Origin of the sequence: Roseibium limicola (assembly GCF_017313085.1) — a bacterium.
GTDB classification, from domain to species: domain Bacteria; phylum Pseudomonadota; class Alphaproteobacteria; order Rhizobiales; family Stappiaceae; genus Roseibium; species Roseibium limicola.
In genome coordinates this window covers 165,157-181,605 of sequence record NZ_JAFLNF010000006.1, presented here as the reverse complement: position 1 = coordinate 181,605, position 16,449 = coordinate 165,157, and the positions used below count along the sequence as shown (strand labels likewise).

Here is a 16,449-nt window from a genome sequence, read left to right as displayed (position 1 = left end):
ACGCTGTCTTTAGACGGCCTGCCCTGCCCGGACACGTTTGAACAGGTGGATCATGAAGATGGTGGCGAAGATCGGCGTGATCAGGTTGAGGATCGGCACCGCCAGCATACCGGCAATGACCAGTCCCCCCATGAAGACCGTTCCGTTGCGCGACTTGCGCAAGGCACGCGCCTCTTCGACCGGCATGAAGCGCGACGCCGCGAATTCAAAGAATTCCCGCCCCAGCAAGTAGCCATTGACCAGAAAAAAGGCGACCAGATTGATGCCTGGGATCAGCAAGAGAAGCAGTGCGAAGATGTTCCCCAGGATGACCACACCGGTGAACTTGATGGTCATCAGGATCGACGGGAAAAACGGTATCGCCCGTCCCTGCGCTTCGTGGGGGTAGTCCCGCGCCTCGACCAGTTCGGCGATCTGATCCTGAAACAACCCGGCCAGCAGCGCCGAAACCGGGGCAATCAAAAACCCGAGCACGAAGATGGCACCAACACCGGTGAGAATGGAAAGCGCTGTCTCCATCCATGGGTAGGGCAGTTCGAGAAATCCGGCCAGCACCGCCTGCAGCCCTACCCAGATTGCCAGCAATATGCCAAGTGTCAGCCCCAGCATCTTGAGAAAGATCGCCCGAAACGGCGGCTCGAAAGCTTCAGAGATGGCACGGGAGGCGGCAGAGAACATTCAGAGCCCTAGCGTTTCAGGTTTCATATGGTTTTGAGATAGGCGGCAGAGCCGTTCACTGCAAGGCCCCCGTCCTCCGCTCTCCGTCACCGCCTGACCTGATCCGCGCTCTCTTTGAGGCGAGGGATCGGCATGGATGCCATGATCAGGTCATGGCATGACGGCGGAGCTTGAGGTCACCGCAGAGCTTAAAACTGCGTCCGGGCCTTGAGGGCCTGGGCCAATGTGCCCTCATCGAGGTAATCGAGCTCGCCGCCAACGGGTACACCGTGGGCCAGGCGGGTGACGTTGACTTCGATACCGGCGAGGCGGTCCATGATGTAGTGCGCTGTTGTCTGGCCTTCGACTGTAGCGTTAATTGCCAGAATGACCTCGGAAATATCGCCAAGACGACAGCGCTCGATCAGGCTGTCGATGTTCAGGTCTTCCGGCCCGATCCCATCGAGCGGTGACAAGTTCCCGCCGAGAACGTGATAGCGTGCATTGACCGCAGCGGCCCGTTCCAGAGCCCAGAGATCGGCAACATCTTCGACCACGATCAGCATCGATTGGTCGCGCCTCGGGTCGGTGCAGATGGCACAGGGGTTGGTGGTATCCACCGTGCCACAGGTTTCGCAGACGCCGATTTTTTCCACGGCCACGCCCATGGCCTCGGCCAGCGGCACCAGCAACTGCTCTTTCTTCTTGATCATCTGCAGTGCTGCCCGACGCGCCGAGCGCGGACCCAAGCCCGGCAGACGCGCGAGCAGCTGGATCAAACGCTCAATCTCGGGACCGGCGACTTTCGAATTGGCCATGAAAAGGTAGCTATCCGGTTTGGCTCAGAAGGGCAACTTCATGCCGTCAGGCAGGCCCATGCCGCCCATCAATTCCTGAGTCTTTTCCTGCATCTGGGCTTCCGCCTTGGTGCGGGCCTCCGTATGAGCCGCGATGATCAGATCTTCGAGGATCTCGACATCGTCTTCCTTGAAGAGCGAGGGATCGATCTTGAGTGCACGCAGTTCACCCTTGCCTGCAATCGTCACCTTGACCAGACCACCGCCTGCGGCACCCTCGGTCTCGATATCGGCAAAGGCTTGCTGCAGGTCGCCCATCTTTTCCTGCATCTGCTTGGCCTGTTTCATCATCTTGAGGAAATCCATAGCCCACAACTCCATTTACGCCTGAGGCTTCGGCACTCCCGAAGCCTTTGTGTTCTGCCTTAGTGCAGAGCTGCACAGCTGACAATCCAATACTCGTCCGGCTTAATATCGGTACGATTTACAGATCTTCCAGATCGTCCTCGCCCAAAGCTTCCGCCAGCAGAGGATCAATGAGGCCTGCATCGTTGCCTTCGTCTTCCTGCACCCGGATATCAACGATCTTCGCGCCGGGAAATTGCGCCAGCAAGGCGGCAACAGTCGGGTGGGCCTTGGCATCGGAAAGAAGCTGTTGCTGATTGGCCTCTTCCTCTTCATGCAAGGTCGGGCGGCCGGGAGACTGGCTGACGACCACGACCCAGCGCGTGCCGGTCCATTCGGTCAGCTTGCGGCCAAATTCGCCGGCAATGTCAGGCTGAGCGTCTTCGGTGGTCTGGATCTCGATGCGACCCGGCTCGAACTTGACCAACCGCATCTGACGGTTGATGGCGACCTTCATCATGATGTCGCGCTTTTCAGACGCAAGCGCCGCGCAATCGCGCAGGCCGTTCAGCTGAAAGGCCGGCGCATGAGCTGGTTGAGGGGCCGGACGGCTCGCCGTTTGGGGAACGCCGCCCTGAATGGTGGAAAGCTGTGGTCTCGGCTCAGCCTGAGCGCCGACAGCCATCGCGCGGGGCCCGCCAGTTCCCCCGCCAGACGGAATGCCATGCGTGCCGTAGGCCTGAGCACCGCCAGACGGACCTGATGACCCGGAGCTGCCACCCTGCCCGGGTGCGCCAGGACCAGAAGCCCCACCTTGGCCTGAACTAGCAGGTGTCCCGCCGCCCATGGGCAGAGTGCCGTTTCGCAGTTGCGCCAGAACTTCACCGGGATCCGGCAAGTCAGCAGCATAAGACAAGCGCACCAGCACCATGTCGGCAGCAGCCAAAGGCTTTGGTGCCGACTGGACTTCCTGAATGCCCTTCAAAAGGATCTGCCAGGCGCGTGACAGCAGACGCATGGACAGCTTTTCGGCGAATTCCTTGCCGCGCACGCGCTCGGTCTCCGTGACGGAGACTTCATCACCGGCCTGAGGTACGACTTTCATGCGGGTGACCAGATGGGTAAATTCCGCCAGATCCGTGAGCACCACCGCCGGATCGGCACCGACGGCATATTGTGCCGCCAACTCATCCATCGCCCCAGCCAGATTGCCGGAGATCAAATGTTCGAAGAGATCGATGACCCTGGCGCGATCGGCAAGCCCGAGCATGAGACGCACATTTTCGGCCTCAATCGCACCCTGACCATGAGCCATGGCCTGGTCTAGCAATGAGAGGCTGTCACGTGCAGAGCCTTCACCGGCACGCGAAATGAGGGTCAATGCCTCATCGGTAATTTCAATGTTTTCCGCGTCAGAGATCCGGCGCAGTAGTCCGACCAGCTTGGGCTGATCGATCCGGCGCAGATCGAAACGCTGACAGCGCGAGAGCACCGTGACCGGCACCTTACGGATTTCCGTTGTGGCAAAGATGAACTTCACATGCTCCGGCGGCTCTTCCAGAGTCTTCAGAAGACCGTTGAAAGCCGCATTCGACAGCATGTGCACTTCATCGATGATGTAGACTTTGTAGCGTGCCGTCGCAGGGCGATACCTGGCAGCGTCGGTGATCTCGCGAATGTCGTTGATACCGGTGTGGGAGGCCGCATCCATCTCGATCACGTCGACATGGCGACCTTCCATGATGGCGCCACAATGAACGCCTTCCTGTTCCAGGCGAACCGTTGGCTTGTCGGCCACTCCGGGCACTTCATAATTCAGGCCACGCGCCAGGATACGAGCTGTCGTCGTCTTGCCGACGCCGCGCACCCCGGTCAACATCCAGGCCTGAGCTATCCGCCCCGTATCAAAGGCATTTTCCAGGGTCTGGACCATCGGCTCCTGGCCAACGAGGTCCACGAATGTCTGGGGGCGGTATTTGCGCGCAAGAACCCGATAGGCGCTGTCCGTCTTCGGCGTTTCAGCAGCACTTTGGGAGGGTTCATTCGGGCTGAAGGTCATCTCGTCCATAGCCGTACCTTACTTGCTTTTTCCCGACCATGCGCGCTTGGGACGCAAAAAAATCGGCTCATCCAAGGCGGAATCGCCGCTTGTCACAAACGATGATCGACCTGATGCAGAACATCATGACGAATGCCCCAGAAAGGGGATGCCAACAAGCGGGAAATGCAAGGAGAGTGGGTGGAAGGCTGGCACGATGACCCGTGCCGGATCTCGTTAGGGCTGCTTCCTTCCGGACCTGACCCGATTGGCGAGTGGCTCGTCCACCACCAACCTTCCGAGGCCCTTATATCAGCAAGAGGTGGGGTCTTGGCAAGAGGTAACCCGAAGAATGTTTGCCGGTTGGCAAGGAACGCCCGTGTATGAAGATTGTCCGACCTTCTCGACGCCCCGAAACCGACAGGACCAGCATGACGCGCCACCTCTTGAGCCTCGACCGCCTGACATCAGACGAATTGCTGCAACTTGCCGACCGGGCCAAAACCCTCTCCGATCTTTGGGCAGAAAACCGCTCACCGCAGTCTCTGACCTCAAAGAAGGTCGCATTGATCGAGGACGACAGTGGGTGGCGCAATCCCAGCGCCCTCGACCTGGGTGTCCATGCCCTCGGTGGACTGTGCACGCGTGTACCCGTGTCCCTGATGGGAGGCGAGGCAACCGAAGATCTGGCGGCCTATCTGGCCAACTGGTTCGATCTCATCGCGATCAGAACACCACAAATACGTCACCTGCAGAAACTGGCTGATCACTCTTCCATTCCCGTCTTGAACCTGAGGACCCGGACCAACCACCCTTGTGAAACGCTTGGTGATCTGAGCTATCTGCGAGGGGCTCGGGGATCTTGGGAGGGGCTGACCATTGTCGCCGTGGCCCCGGTCGGGAATATCCTCAACTCCTGGATTGAGGCCGCACGGGTGCTGCCGATCAAGGTCATCCAGGTCTATGATTATGATTATCTGTTGGAGCCGTCCTCGCTGATCGAGGACCAGATCGAGGCCACCGACAGCATGTCCGCCATCGCCGAAGCCGATGTGCTGATTACCGATTGCTGGCCGAAGGATGGAAACGCCGAGTTGCTGCGGCGCTATCAGGTCAGTGCAGCACGTCTGGACGAGGCAAAGCCTGGATGCACCTTCATCCCCTGCCCGCCTGTGACCCGCGGACAAGAGGTGAAGGCCGACGCAATGCTTCATCCAGCCTATCAAAGCCCGGCTGCAAAGGCCTATCTGCTGCACGCCCAGAATGCCTATCTGGAGTGGGCCTTGGGCGACCAGACGGCCGATTGAGAAGGCCCGACCTGAACACTTGTCTGACCGAGGAAACATTTTGGCCAGCGGCCGGGATGGAATTGACCTGAACTGGCTCTATAGTCTGGCACTCAGACTTTCGGTACAGGATATTCCATGTCTTCGTTTTCCATGACACCGCGGCTCGAGGGCGACAGCCTGGCGATCGCCGACCTGCCATTGTGCGCCCTGCGCCTGATGAAGGATGCCAATTATCCCTGGGTGATGATGGTGCCAAAACGCAACGACATGATCGAGATCACCGACCTCAGCGAGCCTGACCGACAGCAACTGATACGAGAAATCTGCCAGGTAAGCGACGCGCTGAAGGCCGTCACCACCTGTGACAAGCTGAATGTGGGCGCGCTCGGCAACATGGTTCCGCAACTGCATGTACATGTGATCGCCCGGTTTCAGAAGGACCCGGCCTGGCCAGGCCCTGTCTGGGGCGCTGTCCCGGCCAAACCCTACACCGATGAAGACGCTGACCGCCTGATCGGGCGTTTGCGCGAAGCCCTTGCCATCACATAATCAGGATTTCCCGGCCGCACGCCCCATGCGACGCGCCAAGCGAGCCTGCCCGCACCAACATACGCCCAGCCAAATGCCACGGATGTATTCATGACCGCCCAAGATTTCTCCCTGATGCCAACCATGCGTTTTTGCGACAACCTGCTGGACCGCTGCTCCGACAAGCGGAGTGATGATGCGTGGATCGAAAGCCGGATGGCTGCGGAAGATGCCGCTGTCGTCCTTTGCACCTCTTCGCAAATGTTGTTGCGCGGCCGGCAGACGCCCGGTGTTCGCCATACGTTCGCGCAAGCTGAAGACCTCGGAGCCCTGCGCCGGCAGATGGTCTTCCTCGGTCAAACGATGGATGGCAAGCAGCCGCTTTTCGCCGCCCCGCTGGAACTCACTGACGAAGAGACGGCGGAGCTGGATGATGTCACTGCCATCGATCTGCGGACGCTATCCATCCAGAACCTCGTCTCAGCGGCGGACCTGAGCGCCTTGTCGCAAGCTCGGGCAATGTTGCATTGGCACCGCAGCCACCTTTTCTGCGCCCGATGCGGAACCAAATCAGACATGCGAGAGGCCGGCTATCGACGCGAATGTCCATCGTGTGGCGGACAGCATTTTCCACGCACCGACCCGGTGGTGATCATGCTTGTGACCGACGGCGACCGCGCACTCCTTGGGCGCCCTCCGCGCCTCGCCGAAGGCATCTTCACAACGCTCGCCGGCTTCATGGAGCCGGGGGAAACGATTGAGCAAGCTGTTCGCCGCGAAACGATGGAAGAAGCCGGCATCTCCGTTGGAGAGGTCAGGCTTCTGGCCAATCAACCATGGCCTTTCCCCGCCAATCTGATGCTCGGTTGCCTAGGCTATGCGACCTCCGGCGAGATCGTCATGGACGACAAGGAACTTGAAGCCTGCCGTTGGTGTGATCGCGACGAAGTTCGCCAGATGATCGACGGGACACACCCGAACGGCGACAAGGTGCCCCCGTCCATCTCCATCGCCCACCATCTGATCACCGGCTGGATGGACGGACGCTATTCATGAGCTTCTGCATCTATTTGACCCACCCGCATGTCCAGATCGAGCCTTCCGTTCCAATTCCGCACTGGGGGTTGTCAGACAAGGGCCGAGCCCATGCCGAAACCGCTACAGACCAATCCTGGGCCGGGGCTATCCGGCACGTCATCTCCAGCCATGAGCGCAAGGCGATCGAGACCGCAGAGGTCTTTGCCGATGCCCAAGGCTTGAGCGTGCGGCAGGTGACTGCTCAGCACGAAAATGACCGCTCCGCCACAGGCTATCTCCCGATGGAGGAGTTCGAGGCTGTCGCCAATCAATTCTTTGCCTCGCCCGACACCAGCATTCGCGGGTGGGAGACGGCAAGAGCTGCCCAGCAGCGGATTGTTGCCAGCGTGAGCGACGTCCTGGGCACAATTCCAGCTGATGATGCGGTGCTTTTCTGTGGTCATGGCGCCGTCGGCACCCTGCTGAAGTGCCACCTGATGAACACACCTATCGACCGGTGCCATGATCAGAGTTGCGGCGGAAACTGGTATCGTTTCGAACGCAAGGACTTGGAGGAGCAGGCCAGCCCGCCTCTCCCTTGGACCCTTCTCTAGCAAAGGCTTCAAAGTTCAACGGCCGATGGCTTCGTGTTAGACTGAACAGATGATTTGCTTTCACGAACTCTGGATCTCTTCCTTGCCTAGACTTCTTCACCGCCTCGCTGTTTCCCTCCTTGCCGGCATGGTGTGCCTGCTTGCGCCTCTCTTGTCAGCGGCACAAGCTCGCGACTTTCAAAGCTTCCTTCAGAACGACATCATTCCCGCCGGAAAGGCGGCTGGCATCAGCGATCGCACCCTGCAAAGAGAGCTCTCCGGACTGACCCCGGACACCAAACTCCCGGGACTGACAGGCTCGAAAACCCCGCAGATCAACTTTCAGGCAGAGTTCCGCAAACCGGCTGGCTATTTTCGAGACAGCCAGTTCAATGGCTTGGTCGCAGCCGGTCGCCAACAGTCGCAAAAGCATGTTGTCGCCCTGCGCAAGATCGAAGCGCGGTTTGGTGTTCCGAGCCGCATATTGCTGGCGATCTGGGCGCGAGAATCCGGTTATGGCAAAGCAAAGATCCCGCATGATGCCATCAGGGTTCTGGCCACGCGCGCCTATATGGGGCAACGCCCGGATTTCTTCAAAGCCGAGCTGATAGCCGCCTTGAGAATCCTGCAAAATGGCGACATCAACCGGGCCGGGATGAAAAGCTCCTGGGGTGGCGCAATGGGGCAGCCCCAATTCATGCCATCAAGCTTTGAAAAATACGCCGTGGATTTTGACGGCGATGGACGGCGCAACATCTGGACTTCAGAAGTGGACACGCTCGCCTCGATCGCCAACTATCTGGACAAGCATGGCTGGAGGCCAGGGCGTGACTGGGGCTATGAGGTCTTCGTGCCCGACACAATTTCTTGCGCCCTCGAAGGCCCCGACAATCGGCAAGCCATCTCACAATGGGTTCAGGCCGGGATCAAACGAGTCAGCGCCCGCCCCTTTCCTTCCAATGAGCTGAGCCAACCGGGAAATATTCTGATGCCTGCAGGGCGCTACGGCCCTGCCTTCATTGCAACAGAAAACTTCTACGTCCTGAAAGAATACAACGAAAGCGACACCTACGCCCTGTTCGTTGGGCACCTCGCCGACCGCTACAACTCCAACAAGGGATTTGTCCAGGCCTGGAAGCCGACACGCGACACATCCCGGGGCGCTGTGAGGACACTACAGAAGCGGCTGGAGGCCGAAGGGCATGATGTGGGCGGCTCCGATGGACTGATTGGCTACAAGACCCGCCGGTCCATCGGCAAGGATCAGGAAGCCAACGGATATCACCCGACCTGCTGGGTGGGGTGATATCCTGCTCACTGAGCTTGCAGGTATCCTGGTGCCCGGGCCGACTGCCCTACTCTCCCACCACACCCACCGGCGCGGCTTCCATGTTGAATGCTGCGGCCATCAGGGCCTTGGTGTAATCGGTTCGGGGTGCATCGAAAATATCGACGGCACGGCCCTGCTCGACCACTTTGCCGGACTTCATCACCACGACATCATTCGCCAGAGCCCGAACGACCTTCAGATCATGCGAGATAAAGAGATAGGCCAGGCCGTGTTTCTTCTGCAGAGCCCGCAGCAGGTCAACCACCTGCGCCTGAACGCTCATGTCCAACGCTGACGTCGGCTCGTCGAGCATCACGAACTTCGGCTCCAGCACCATCGCGCGCGCAATAGAAATACGTTGACGCTGACCACCGGAGAACTCATGCGGATAGCGGAACCGTGTCGAGGCATCGAGGCCGACTTCCTCAAGCGCCGCTGCGACCTTGGCATCGCGTTGTTGAAGGGTGAGGTCGGGAAAATGCACTTCCAGGCCCTCACCGACGATGTCTGACACCGACATGCGCGGACTGAGAGATCCGAATGGATCTTGAAACACGACCTGCATGTCGCGGCGCAAGGGCCGCATGTCATGCCAGCGATGGTTCTGGATTTCCTTCCCCTCGAAACTGATTTTTCCGGTTGAGGAAATCATGCGCAGGATCGCCAAGCCAAGCGTCGTCTTGCCGGAACCGCTTTCCCCAACGATGCCAAGCGTCTGGCCTTGGCGAACCGTAATGTCGATGCCGTCGACGGCTTTAATGTGATCGACCGTCTTGCGCAGGAAACCGCGCTTGACGGGAAACCAGACCTTGAGATCGTCGGCGTGCAGCACAATCGGCGCGCTGTCGTCGTGTACCGGCGGCTGGCCTTTCGGTTCTGCAGCCAGAAGATGCTGGGTGTAGGAATGCTGCGGGTTGTCGAAAATTTCGGCAACTGGACCGGATTCGACGATTTCGCCCTTGGTCATCACACAGACCCGGTCGGCGAACTTGCGAACGATGCCAAGGTCGTGGGTAATGAAGAGCATCGCCATGCCCTCTTCTCTCTGAAGTTCCTTCAGCAGCTTAAGGATCTGTGCCTGCACGGTCACATCAAGAGCTGTTGTCGGCTCATCGGCAATCAGCAGGTCCGGTTCGTTGGCCAAAGCCATGGCGATCATCACGCGCTGACGTTGTCCACCGGACAGCTGGTGCGGATAGGATGCAAGGCGGGTTTCCGGCTCCGGAATGCCGACCTTCGTCAACAGGTCCAGGACGCGCTCTCGGGCCTGCCTCTCCCCCATGCCGCGGTGCAGTTTCAGCACCTCGGAAATCTGCCGTTCGACGCTGTGCAGCGGATTGAGCGACGTCATCGGCTCCTGGAAGATCATCGAGATCTTGTTGCCGCGCACCTTGCGGATCGTCTTGTCATCGGCTGCGAGCAGATCTTCGCCCTTAAACAAAATCCGGCCTGTTGGATGTGACGCTGGTGGATAAGGCAACAACTTGAGAACCGACATGGCGGAGACAGACTTGCCCGAGCCGCTTTCGCCCACCAGAGCCAGTGTCTCGCCCTTGCGGATAGCAAAGGAAATCCGGTCGACAGCCAGATTGGCCTTTTCGCCACTGCTGAAAGCAACGGACAGGTCCTGAACGTCGAGGAGGGGCTGATCTTGGGTCATGTCACTCATTGGTCAGCCTCACTGAAAGCTCTTGCGCGGATCAAAGGCATCGCGCACCGCTTCACCGACAAAAATCAGCAGCGACAGCATCAGGGAGATCACGATGAAACCGGTAATCCCCAGCCATGGCGCTTGAAGATTGTTTTTTCCCTGAGCCAGCAGCTCGCCAAGAGAGGCCGAGCCGGGCGGCAGACCGAAGCCAAGAAAATCCAGCGCCGTCAGGGTGGAAATCGAGCCATTCAGAATGAACGGCATGAAGGTCAGCGTCGCGACCATCGCATTGGGTAGCAGATGCCGCCACATGATCGTTCGGTTTGAAACGCCCAGCGCCCGTGCAGCCGAGATATATTCGAAATTTCGCCCGCGCAGGAATTCGGCCCGGACGACGCCGACGAGTGCCACCCAGGAGAATGCCAACAGAATGGTGAAAAGCGTCCAGAACCCGGGGATCAGCACCGACGATACGATGAGGATCAGGTAAAGCGTCGGAATGGCCGTCCAGATCTCGATAAAGCGCTGGAACAGAAGATCCACCCAACCGCCGTAGTAGCCCTGAACCGCCCCTGCCGCGATGCCGATGATTGAAGAAGCAAGTGTCAAAGCCAAGCCGAAGAGAACCGAAATGCGGAAGCCGTAGACAAGCCGCGCCAGCACATCGCGTCCCTGATCGTCCGTGCCGAGCCAGTTCCAGTTTCCGACAACGCAATTGAGATCATCCGCACCATCCGTGTATTGCGAGCAACGGGTTTCCTTGTCCAGCATCCAGGATGGCGGCGCCGGGGCCGGAACCGGGATCTCGTTGTTCACCGTGCGATAGGAATAGCGTACCGGCGGCCAGAGCATCCAGCCATTGGCATTGACCTCTTCCTGAATGAAGGGATCACGATAATCCGTGACAGCCAGAAAGCCGCCGAACTTCTCTTCCGGATAATCGACGAAAATCGGCGTCAGGATTTCGCCCTTGTAATTGACCAGGATCGGTTTGTCGCTGACAAGGAATTCCGCCAGCATGCTGAGGACGAAAAGCAGCAGAAAGATCCAGAGTGCCCAGAAGCCGCGCCGGTTCGCCTTGAAATTGGCAAGACGGCGCTGATTGATCGGCGACAATCGCCCTCTAGGCAGCGGGCTGGCCTGATAGGCGGTTTGGTCGGTGTGAGCGAGTGTGGTGTCCATCATCAGACCTCCCTGCTCTCGAAATCGATGCGAGGATCGATCCACGTGTAAGTCAGGTCGGACAGCAAGTTCACCAAGAGGCCCATCAGCGAGAAAATGTAGAGTGTCGCAAAGACCACTGCGTAGTCCCGGTTGATCACAGATTCAAAGCCCAGCAGACCCAGTCCGTCGAGAGAGAAGATTGTTTCAATCAACAGCGAGCCGGCAAAGAACGATGAGATGAACGCTCCGGGGAACCCGGCGACGACGATCAGCATGGCATTGCGGAAGACGTGGCTGTATAGAACCTTGCGTTCGCTCAGTCCTTTGGATCTTGCGGTGACCACATATTGCTTGCGGATCTCATCCAGGAAAGAATTCTTGGTCAGCAGAGTTGTGGTAGCAAAAGCCGACAGCACCATCGCAGCCAGTGGCAAGGCAAGATGCCAGAAGTAATCCAGGATACGCGCAGGCCAGGACAGGCTTTCCCAATTCTCTGAAGTCAGACCGCGCAGGGGGAAAAGATCGAGGAACGAACCGCCGGCAAACAACACGATGAGCAGGACAGCGAATAGAAAGCCGGGAATTGCATAGGCAATAACAATCACCCCGGACGTCCAGACATCAAATGTCGAGCCATCGGAGACCGCCTTGCGGATCCCCAGAGGGATCGAGACCGCATATGAAATCAGCGTCATCCAAAGCCCCAGCGAGATGGAGACCGGCATTTTTTCGGCGATCAGATCGATGATCCGGATGTCGCGAAAGTAACTCTCGCCGAAATCGAAACGGGCGTAGTCCCACAACATTCCGAGAAAGCGTTCCACGGGAGGTTTGTCGAAGCCGAACTGCGCCTCAAGCTCCTTGATGAATTCCGGGTCCAGGCCCTGCGCCCCACGATACTTGGAGCCGGCGCTGTCCATGCCGCCACCGGAGGCGTCATGGACAGCGCCGGGCGCCATGTCGCTACTGCCACCACTGATGCGCGCCGTCGCCGACACGTCGTTGCCCTGCAACTGCGCAATCACCCGTTCCACCGGACCACCGGGAGCGAACTGAATGATGAAGAAGTTGACAGCCATGATACCGACGAGCGTCGGGATCATCAGGAGAAGACGTCGAAGAATATAGGCGCCCATGGAGCTTCCGTTTTTGCCTCTTGTCGTGCGCTTAGCCGGCCATGCCGAGCTTTTTCGCCTTTTCCGCGTCGGACCACCAGGTGCTTTCCACCGGGAAGACATCATAAGACGCCTGCTTGTCGGGATACCCGAAGATATCCCAAAGCGCGACTGTATGAACCGACTTCGTCCACTGCGGAACCCAATAGTGCCCGGCTCTCAACACCCTATCGAGGGCGCGCGCAGCAATTGTCATGTCTTCTCGCGTTTCAGCGGCCAGGATCTTCGCAATCAGCTCATCCACCACCGGGTCTGCGATGCCAGCCAAATTGTTCGATCCCGGCACTGCCGCTGCTTCTGAGCCCCAGAGCTGCTTGATGTCGTCTCCCAATGTCGCAGAGAGCGCGAAACGTCTGCTACAGACGTCGAAGTCGAAATCATTCAGCCGCGCCTGATACTGCGTCGGATCCACAAGTCGAAAACTTGCAGAAATCCCCAGTCGTTCCAAATTCTTTATGTAGGGAAGGACAATGCGTTCAAATCCCGGAGAGTTGTTCAGAAACTCAATCGTCAACGGCGCACCGCTTGCATCGACCAACTTGCTTCCGAACCGCTCAAACCCGGCTTCGGTGAGAAGATCCAGCGCCTTGGCAAGAAGCTTCCGATCAAAGCCAGACCCGTCGGTGACCGGCTGCAGCTTTACCTCGCCAAAGACCTCTTCCGGCAGATCAGCTCGATGCGGCTCCAACAATGACAGTTCTGGTGCCGAAGGAGAACCTTTCGCCGCCATGTCAGAGTTTTGGAAAAACGACTGAGTTCTCTCGTACATGTCGAAGAACAACGACTTGTTCGCCCATTCGAAGTCAAAAGCCAGGCTGATCGCCTGACGCACCCTCGGATCCCGGAACTTCTCGCGACGAGAGTTGAAGAACCAGCCTTGCGCGCCGGCAGGCCGATCGTCAGGGAACTCCTTGCGCAAAACCTTGCCATCGCTCAGAGCTGGAAAATCATAGTCCGTCGCCCATATCTTGGAGCTGAACTCCTCGTGAAAGGTCACCGCACCTTTCTTGAAAGCCTCGAAGGCAACCTGATACTCGCGGAAAAAGTCGAGCCGGATCGTGTCGAAATTGTTGTGGCCTGCCATCACCGGCAGATCCTTGGCCCAATAGTCCTTCACACGTGCATATTCGATATAGCGCCCCACCGCATGATCACTGACCTTATAGGGACCGGACGACAGCGGCGCTGTCAGGGTGGTTTGCTGAAAGTCATAGGCGGTATAGTAGCGCTTCGACAGGATTGGCAGCACAACGGCTAACAGCGGTGCCTGTCGGGTCTGCTTGCCAGTGAAGACCAGCACCACGCGGGTTTCATTGAGCACCACTGCGTCTCGCAGCTCCGCCAGAATCTGGCGGATAAACGGATGGGCTTTTTCCTTGAGCAAAAGCATGGAAAAGGCGACGTCTTCGGCGGTCAGCTTCGAACCGTCGTGAAACCTGGCTTCATTGCGCAAATTGAAGGTGTAGTAGTTGCCATCCTCCGAGACTTCGACAGTCTCGGCCACCAACCCATAGACCGCATCAGGTTCGTCATAGGCGCGCACCATCAGGCTATCAAAACACATCTCCATACGCGGCGGCGCATCGCCCTTGAGGATCAACGTGTTGAGTGTGTTGAAGGTCTGCGGATTCTGATTGTAGTTCCAGCTTGGCGGTCGAAATTTCAGCGCGCCTCCCTTGGGAGCGCCTGCATTGGCATAGGAAAATCCACTGAAGTCCTTGGCGTGCTTCAATTCGCCGAAGACCGAAAGTCCATGAAGAGGGCCAGTCCCCCCCGCCAAGGCAGGTCCGGGCGCCAACCCGGGAACAAGCCCAGAGCACATCGCAGCCACGCCGGAAAGCTTCAAAACCATGCGGCGGCTCAGACCGAGTTTCGGCGTGCCAGAGCTGCTCATTCTGCTGCTCCAGTCTTTGCGGCCTTTGCTTCATCGTACCACCAGACCGTCGGGAAGCCGTGGGTGTACTCGGGAATGGTGTCTGGATGGCCGAAACGATCCCAGCGAGCCGTGCGGTCATAGTCCAGATACCACTGCGGGATAAGATAGTGATGATGGATCAAAACCCGGTCGAGGGCACGGGTTGCCGCCACCAGGGTTTCTCGATCTTCGGCAAATATGATCTTGTCGATCAAAGCATCGACGCCTGCATCAGCAATACCTGCATAGTTCTGCGACTGGGGCTGGTCGGCCGAGCCTGCCCCCCAATAATTACGCTGCTCGTTCCCCGGCGACAGGCTTTGCCCCCAGAGCAGAGTTGCCATATCGAAATCACGGGATCGAATGCGATTGACGTATTGCGGCGTATCGAGAATGCGCAGGTTCAACTCGATACCGATCAGTCGCAGGTTGTCGGCAAACGGCAGAACTGTCCGTTCAGCGCTCGGGTCGGATGCCAGATATTCGATCACAAATGGCTCGCCGGTCTTTTCGTTGACGAGCTTCTTGCCCTCCAGCTTCCATCCGGCTTCCCCCAGGAGCTTCAGCGCCTTGCGGAGATTGCTGCGAAGCTGCTTCGGTGATCCACCGACCGGATTTTCATATTCTTCCGTGAAGACGCTTGCAGGAACAAGATCCCGGACGCTTTCCAGGATCTCCAGTTCCTTGCCTGTCGGCAGACCCTTGTGCGCCAACTCCGTCCCGGCAAAAAAGGAGTTGATCCGCTTGTACTGCCCGAAGAACGCCGTGCGGTTCAGGCTTTCGAAATCGAAGGCATAGTTGAGAGCTTCGCGGACGCGTGGGTCCTGGAACTTTTCGCGACGCAAGTTCGGGATGTAGGCCTGCATGATGCCTGACCCGTGGTCCGGGAACGTCTCCAAAATGATCCGTTTGTCGGTTACTGCGGGGATGTCATAGGCCGTTGCCCAGTTCTTGGCGACGTTCTCCGTCCGCCAATCAAACTGGTCGCCCTTGAAGGCCTCCAGAACCACCGCCGCATCGCGATAAGAATCATAGCGCAGCTCGTCGAAATTGTCGGCGCCGACCTTTACCGGTAGATCGCGACCCCAATAGTCCTTGACCCGCTCATAGGTAATGCTGCGATTGAACTCGAAATTCTTAATCCGATATGGCCCGGATCCGAGGGGAATTTCCTGAAGTCCGGCGGAGATGTCGCGTTTCTCTCCCTTGGCATTGGTGCCTTCCCACCAATGCTTCGGCAGTATCATCAGCTGTCCCAGGATATGCGGCAGCTCACGATTGTTCTTGATGTCGAATTCGAAGCGAACAACCCCTTCCGTCGGCGACGTCGCCGCAGTGACATTCTGATAATAGAACTTGTCCCGTGGACTGATCTCGGTGGCCTTTTCGAAGGACCAGATCACATCTTCAGTCGTTATCGGCTCGCCATCATGCCAGCGCGCTTCAGGATTGAGGCGATACTCCACCCACGAGAAGTCCTCCGGGTATCTCATCTCTTTGGCAATCAGCCCGTACATGGCGCTGATGTCCAGCTCGTCCAAGGATGACTCCATCAACGTGTCGTAGATCAAGCTCAACCCCGGAACGACGTTGCCTTTTGGCAGGATCGGATTGAACGTGTCAAAGCCACCGGTCGTGGAAAGCCGGACCAGCCCGCCCTTCGGCGCATCCGGATTGACGTAGTCGAAGTGTTGGTCATCGGCTTCGTACTTCGGAGTTCCGGTTAAAGCCGTCGAAATATGCCACTCCGGCTCGTCAGCGGCTCGGGCTGGGGCGGGCACGGCCAAAGCTGCGGCAAAAACGACCGCGCAAGACGCCATGATGAGTTTCTGGCCCAAGCCCCCAATGCTTTTGGCTCGCCCAATAGAAAATGAGAAGCGATCGGTCAGGACTTGAACCATGCAAGAGCCTCCAGGCGTTGGCAATCAATAGACACCTCCCGCTTCACGA

Annotated in this window: 14 protein-coding genes and 1 other RNA gene; 5 read left to right on the top strand and 10 right to left on the bottom strand. The window is 58.2% G+C overall.

Annotation, left to right across the window (positions count from 1 at the left end):
• Window positions 1-9 precede the first annotated feature (9 nt).
• The 5 genes from J0X15_RS14525 to ffs form a co-directional block, all read right to left on the bottom strand.
• Window positions 10-678 carry a sulfate transporter family protein gene (locus J0X15_RS14525; protein ID WP_206942216.1) on the bottom strand — a complete coding sequence of 223 codons (669 nt, stop codon included), beginning with the start codon at window positions 676-678 and terminating at the stop codon, window positions 10-12.
• 188 nt (window positions 679-866) lie between these two features.
• Window positions 867-1,475, bottom strand: a complete 609-nt coding sequence (gene recR / locus J0X15_RS14520; protein ID WP_206942214.1) for a recombination mediator RecR — start codon at window positions 1,473-1,475, stop codon at window positions 867-869.
• Window positions 1,476-1,499: 24 nt separating this feature from the next.
• On the bottom strand, window positions 1,500-1,820 hold the full coding sequence (locus J0X15_RS14515) for a YbaB/EbfC family nucleoid-associated protein (RefSeq protein ID WP_206942212.1): 321 nt from the start codon (window positions 1,818-1,820) through the stop codon (window positions 1,500-1,502).
• Window positions 1,821-1,938: 118 nt separating this feature from the next.
• Window positions 1,939-3,867, bottom strand: coding sequence for a DNA polymerase III subunit gamma/tau (locus J0X15_RS14510; protein ID WP_206942210.1), 1,929 nt, complete (start codon window positions 3,865-3,867; stop codon window positions 1,939-1,941).
• 171 nt (window positions 3,868-4,038) lie between these two features.
• Window positions 4,039-4,136: signal recognition particle sRNA small type (gene ffs, locus J0X15_RS14505), an RNA gene on the bottom strand.
• Window positions 4,137-4,268: 132 nt separating this feature from the next.
• On the opposite strand from ffs, the gene J0X15_RS14500 reads away from it, so the two are divergent.
• The 5 genes from J0X15_RS14500 (at window position 4,269) to J0X15_RS14480 (ending at window position 8,570) form a co-directional block, all read left to right on the top strand.
• Window positions 4,269-5,144, top strand: a complete 876-nt coding sequence (locus tag J0X15_RS14500; protein ID WP_206942207.1) for an ornithine carbamoyltransferase — start codon at window positions 4,269-4,271, stop codon at window positions 5,142-5,144.
• Between the two features lie 117 nt (window positions 5,145-5,261).
• On the top strand, window positions 5,262-5,675 hold the full coding sequence (locus J0X15_RS14495; RefSeq protein WP_206942205.1) for an HIT domain-containing protein: 414 nt from the start codon (window positions 5,262-5,264) through the stop codon (window positions 5,673-5,675).
• Window positions 5,676-5,765: 90 nt separating this feature from the next.
• Window positions 5,766-6,710, top strand: coding sequence for an NAD(+) diphosphatase (gene nudC / locus J0X15_RS14490; RefSeq protein WP_209015351.1), 945 nt, complete (start codon window positions 5,766-5,768; stop codon window positions 6,708-6,710).
• The gene (locus J0X15_RS14485; protein WP_206942203.1) at window positions 6,707-7,285 is read left to right on the top strand and encodes a histidine phosphatase family protein; all 579 of its coding nucleotides are present in this window, start codon (window positions 6,707-6,709) and stop codon (window positions 7,283-7,285) included. The genes nudC and J0X15_RS14485 overlap by 4 nt, the downstream gene beginning before the upstream one ends.
• An 82-nt stretch (window positions 7,286-7,367) precedes the next feature.
• Entirely contained in the window at window positions 7,368-8,570 is a 1,203-nt protein-coding gene (locus J0X15_RS14480) for a lytic murein transglycosylase (protein ID WP_331461924.1), read from the top strand.
• Window positions 8,571-8,619: 49 nt separating this feature from the next.
• Here the strand turns inward: J0X15_RS14480 and J0X15_RS14475 are convergent, their stop codons facing one another.
• Genes J0X15_RS14475 through J0X15_RS14455 form a run of 5 tightly spaced genes read right to left on the bottom strand, consistent with a single transcriptional unit; the run spans window position 8,620 to window position 16,319 of the window.
• Entirely contained in the window at window positions 8,620-10,254 is a 1,635-nt protein-coding gene (locus tag J0X15_RS14475) for an ABC transporter ATP-binding protein (RefSeq protein WP_206942421.1), read from the bottom strand.
• An 18-nt stretch (window positions 10,255-10,272) separates the two neighbouring features.
• On the bottom strand, window positions 10,273-11,430 hold the full coding sequence (locus J0X15_RS14470) for an ABC transporter permease (protein WP_231710428.1): 1,158 nt from the start codon (window positions 11,428-11,430) through the stop codon (window positions 10,273-10,275).
• The gene (locus tag J0X15_RS14465) at window positions 11,430-12,545 is read right to left on the bottom strand and encodes a microcin C ABC transporter permease YejB (protein WP_206942201.1); all 1,116 of its coding nucleotides are present in this window, start codon (window positions 12,543-12,545) and stop codon (window positions 11,430-11,432) included. The genes J0X15_RS14470 and J0X15_RS14465 overlap by 1 nt, the downstream gene beginning before the upstream one ends.
• Window positions 12,546-12,576: 31 nt before the next feature.
• The gene (locus tag J0X15_RS14460; RefSeq protein WP_206942199.1) at window positions 12,577-14,478 is read right to left on the bottom strand and encodes an extracellular solute-binding protein; all 1,902 of its coding nucleotides are present in this window, start codon (window positions 14,476-14,478) and stop codon (window positions 12,577-12,579) included.
• Complete coding sequence (locus tag J0X15_RS14455; protein ID WP_206942197.1) at window positions 14,475-16,319, bottom strand: extracellular solute-binding protein; 1,845 nt, start codon at window positions 16,317-16,319, stop codon at window positions 14,475-14,477. The genes J0X15_RS14460 and J0X15_RS14455 overlap by 4 nt, the downstream gene beginning before the upstream one ends.
• Window positions 16,320-16,449 lie beyond the last annotated feature (130 nt).

Coding starts and splice junctions, on each gene's coding strand:
- J0X15_RS14525 (WP_206942216.1), bottom strand. CDS start 678: ATGTTCTCTGCCGCCTCCCGTGCCATCTCTGAAGCTTTCGAGCCGCCG.
- recR (WP_206942214.1), bottom strand. CDS start 1,475: ATGGCCAATTCGAAAGTCGCCGGTCCCGAGATTGAGCGTTTGATCCAG.
- J0X15_RS14515 (WP_206942212.1), bottom strand. CDS start 1,820: ATGGATTTCCTCAAGATGATGAAACAGGCCAAGCAGATGCAGGAAAAG.
- J0X15_RS14510 (WP_206942210.1), bottom strand. CDS start 3,867: ATGGACGAGATGACCTTCAGCCCGAATGAACCCTCCCAAAGTGCTGCT.
- J0X15_RS14500 (WP_206942207.1), top strand. CDS start 4,269: ATGACGCGCCACCTCTTGAGCCTCGACCGCCTGACATCAGACGAATTG.
- J0X15_RS14495 (WP_206942205.1), top strand. CDS start 5,262: ATGTCTTCGTTTTCCATGACACCGCGGCTCGAGGGCGACAGCCTGGCG.
- nudC (WP_209015351.1), top strand. CDS start 5,766: ATGACCGCCCAAGATTTCTCCCTGATGCCAACCATGCGTTTTTGCGAC.
- J0X15_RS14485 (WP_206942203.1), top strand. CDS start 6,707: ATGAGCTTCTGCATCTATTTGACCCACCCGCATGTCCAGATCGAGCCT.
- J0X15_RS14475 (WP_206942421.1), bottom strand. CDS start 10,254: ATGACCCAAGATCAGCCCCTCCTCGACGTTCAGGACCTGTCCGTTGCT.
- J0X15_RS14470 (WP_231710428.1), bottom strand. CDS start 11,430: ATGATGGACACCACACTCGCTCACACCGACCAAACCGCCTATCAGGCC.
- J0X15_RS14465 (WP_206942201.1), bottom strand. CDS start 12,545: ATGGGCGCCTATATTCTTCGACGTCTTCTCCTGATGATCCCGACGCTC.
- J0X15_RS14460 (WP_206942199.1), bottom strand. CDS start 14,478: ATGAGCAGCTCTGGCACGCCGAAACTCGGTCTGAGCCGCCGCATGGTT.
- J0X15_RS14455 (WP_206942197.1), bottom strand. CDS start 16,319: ATGGCGTCTTGCGCGGTCGTTTTTGCCGCAGCTTTGGCCGTGCCCGCC.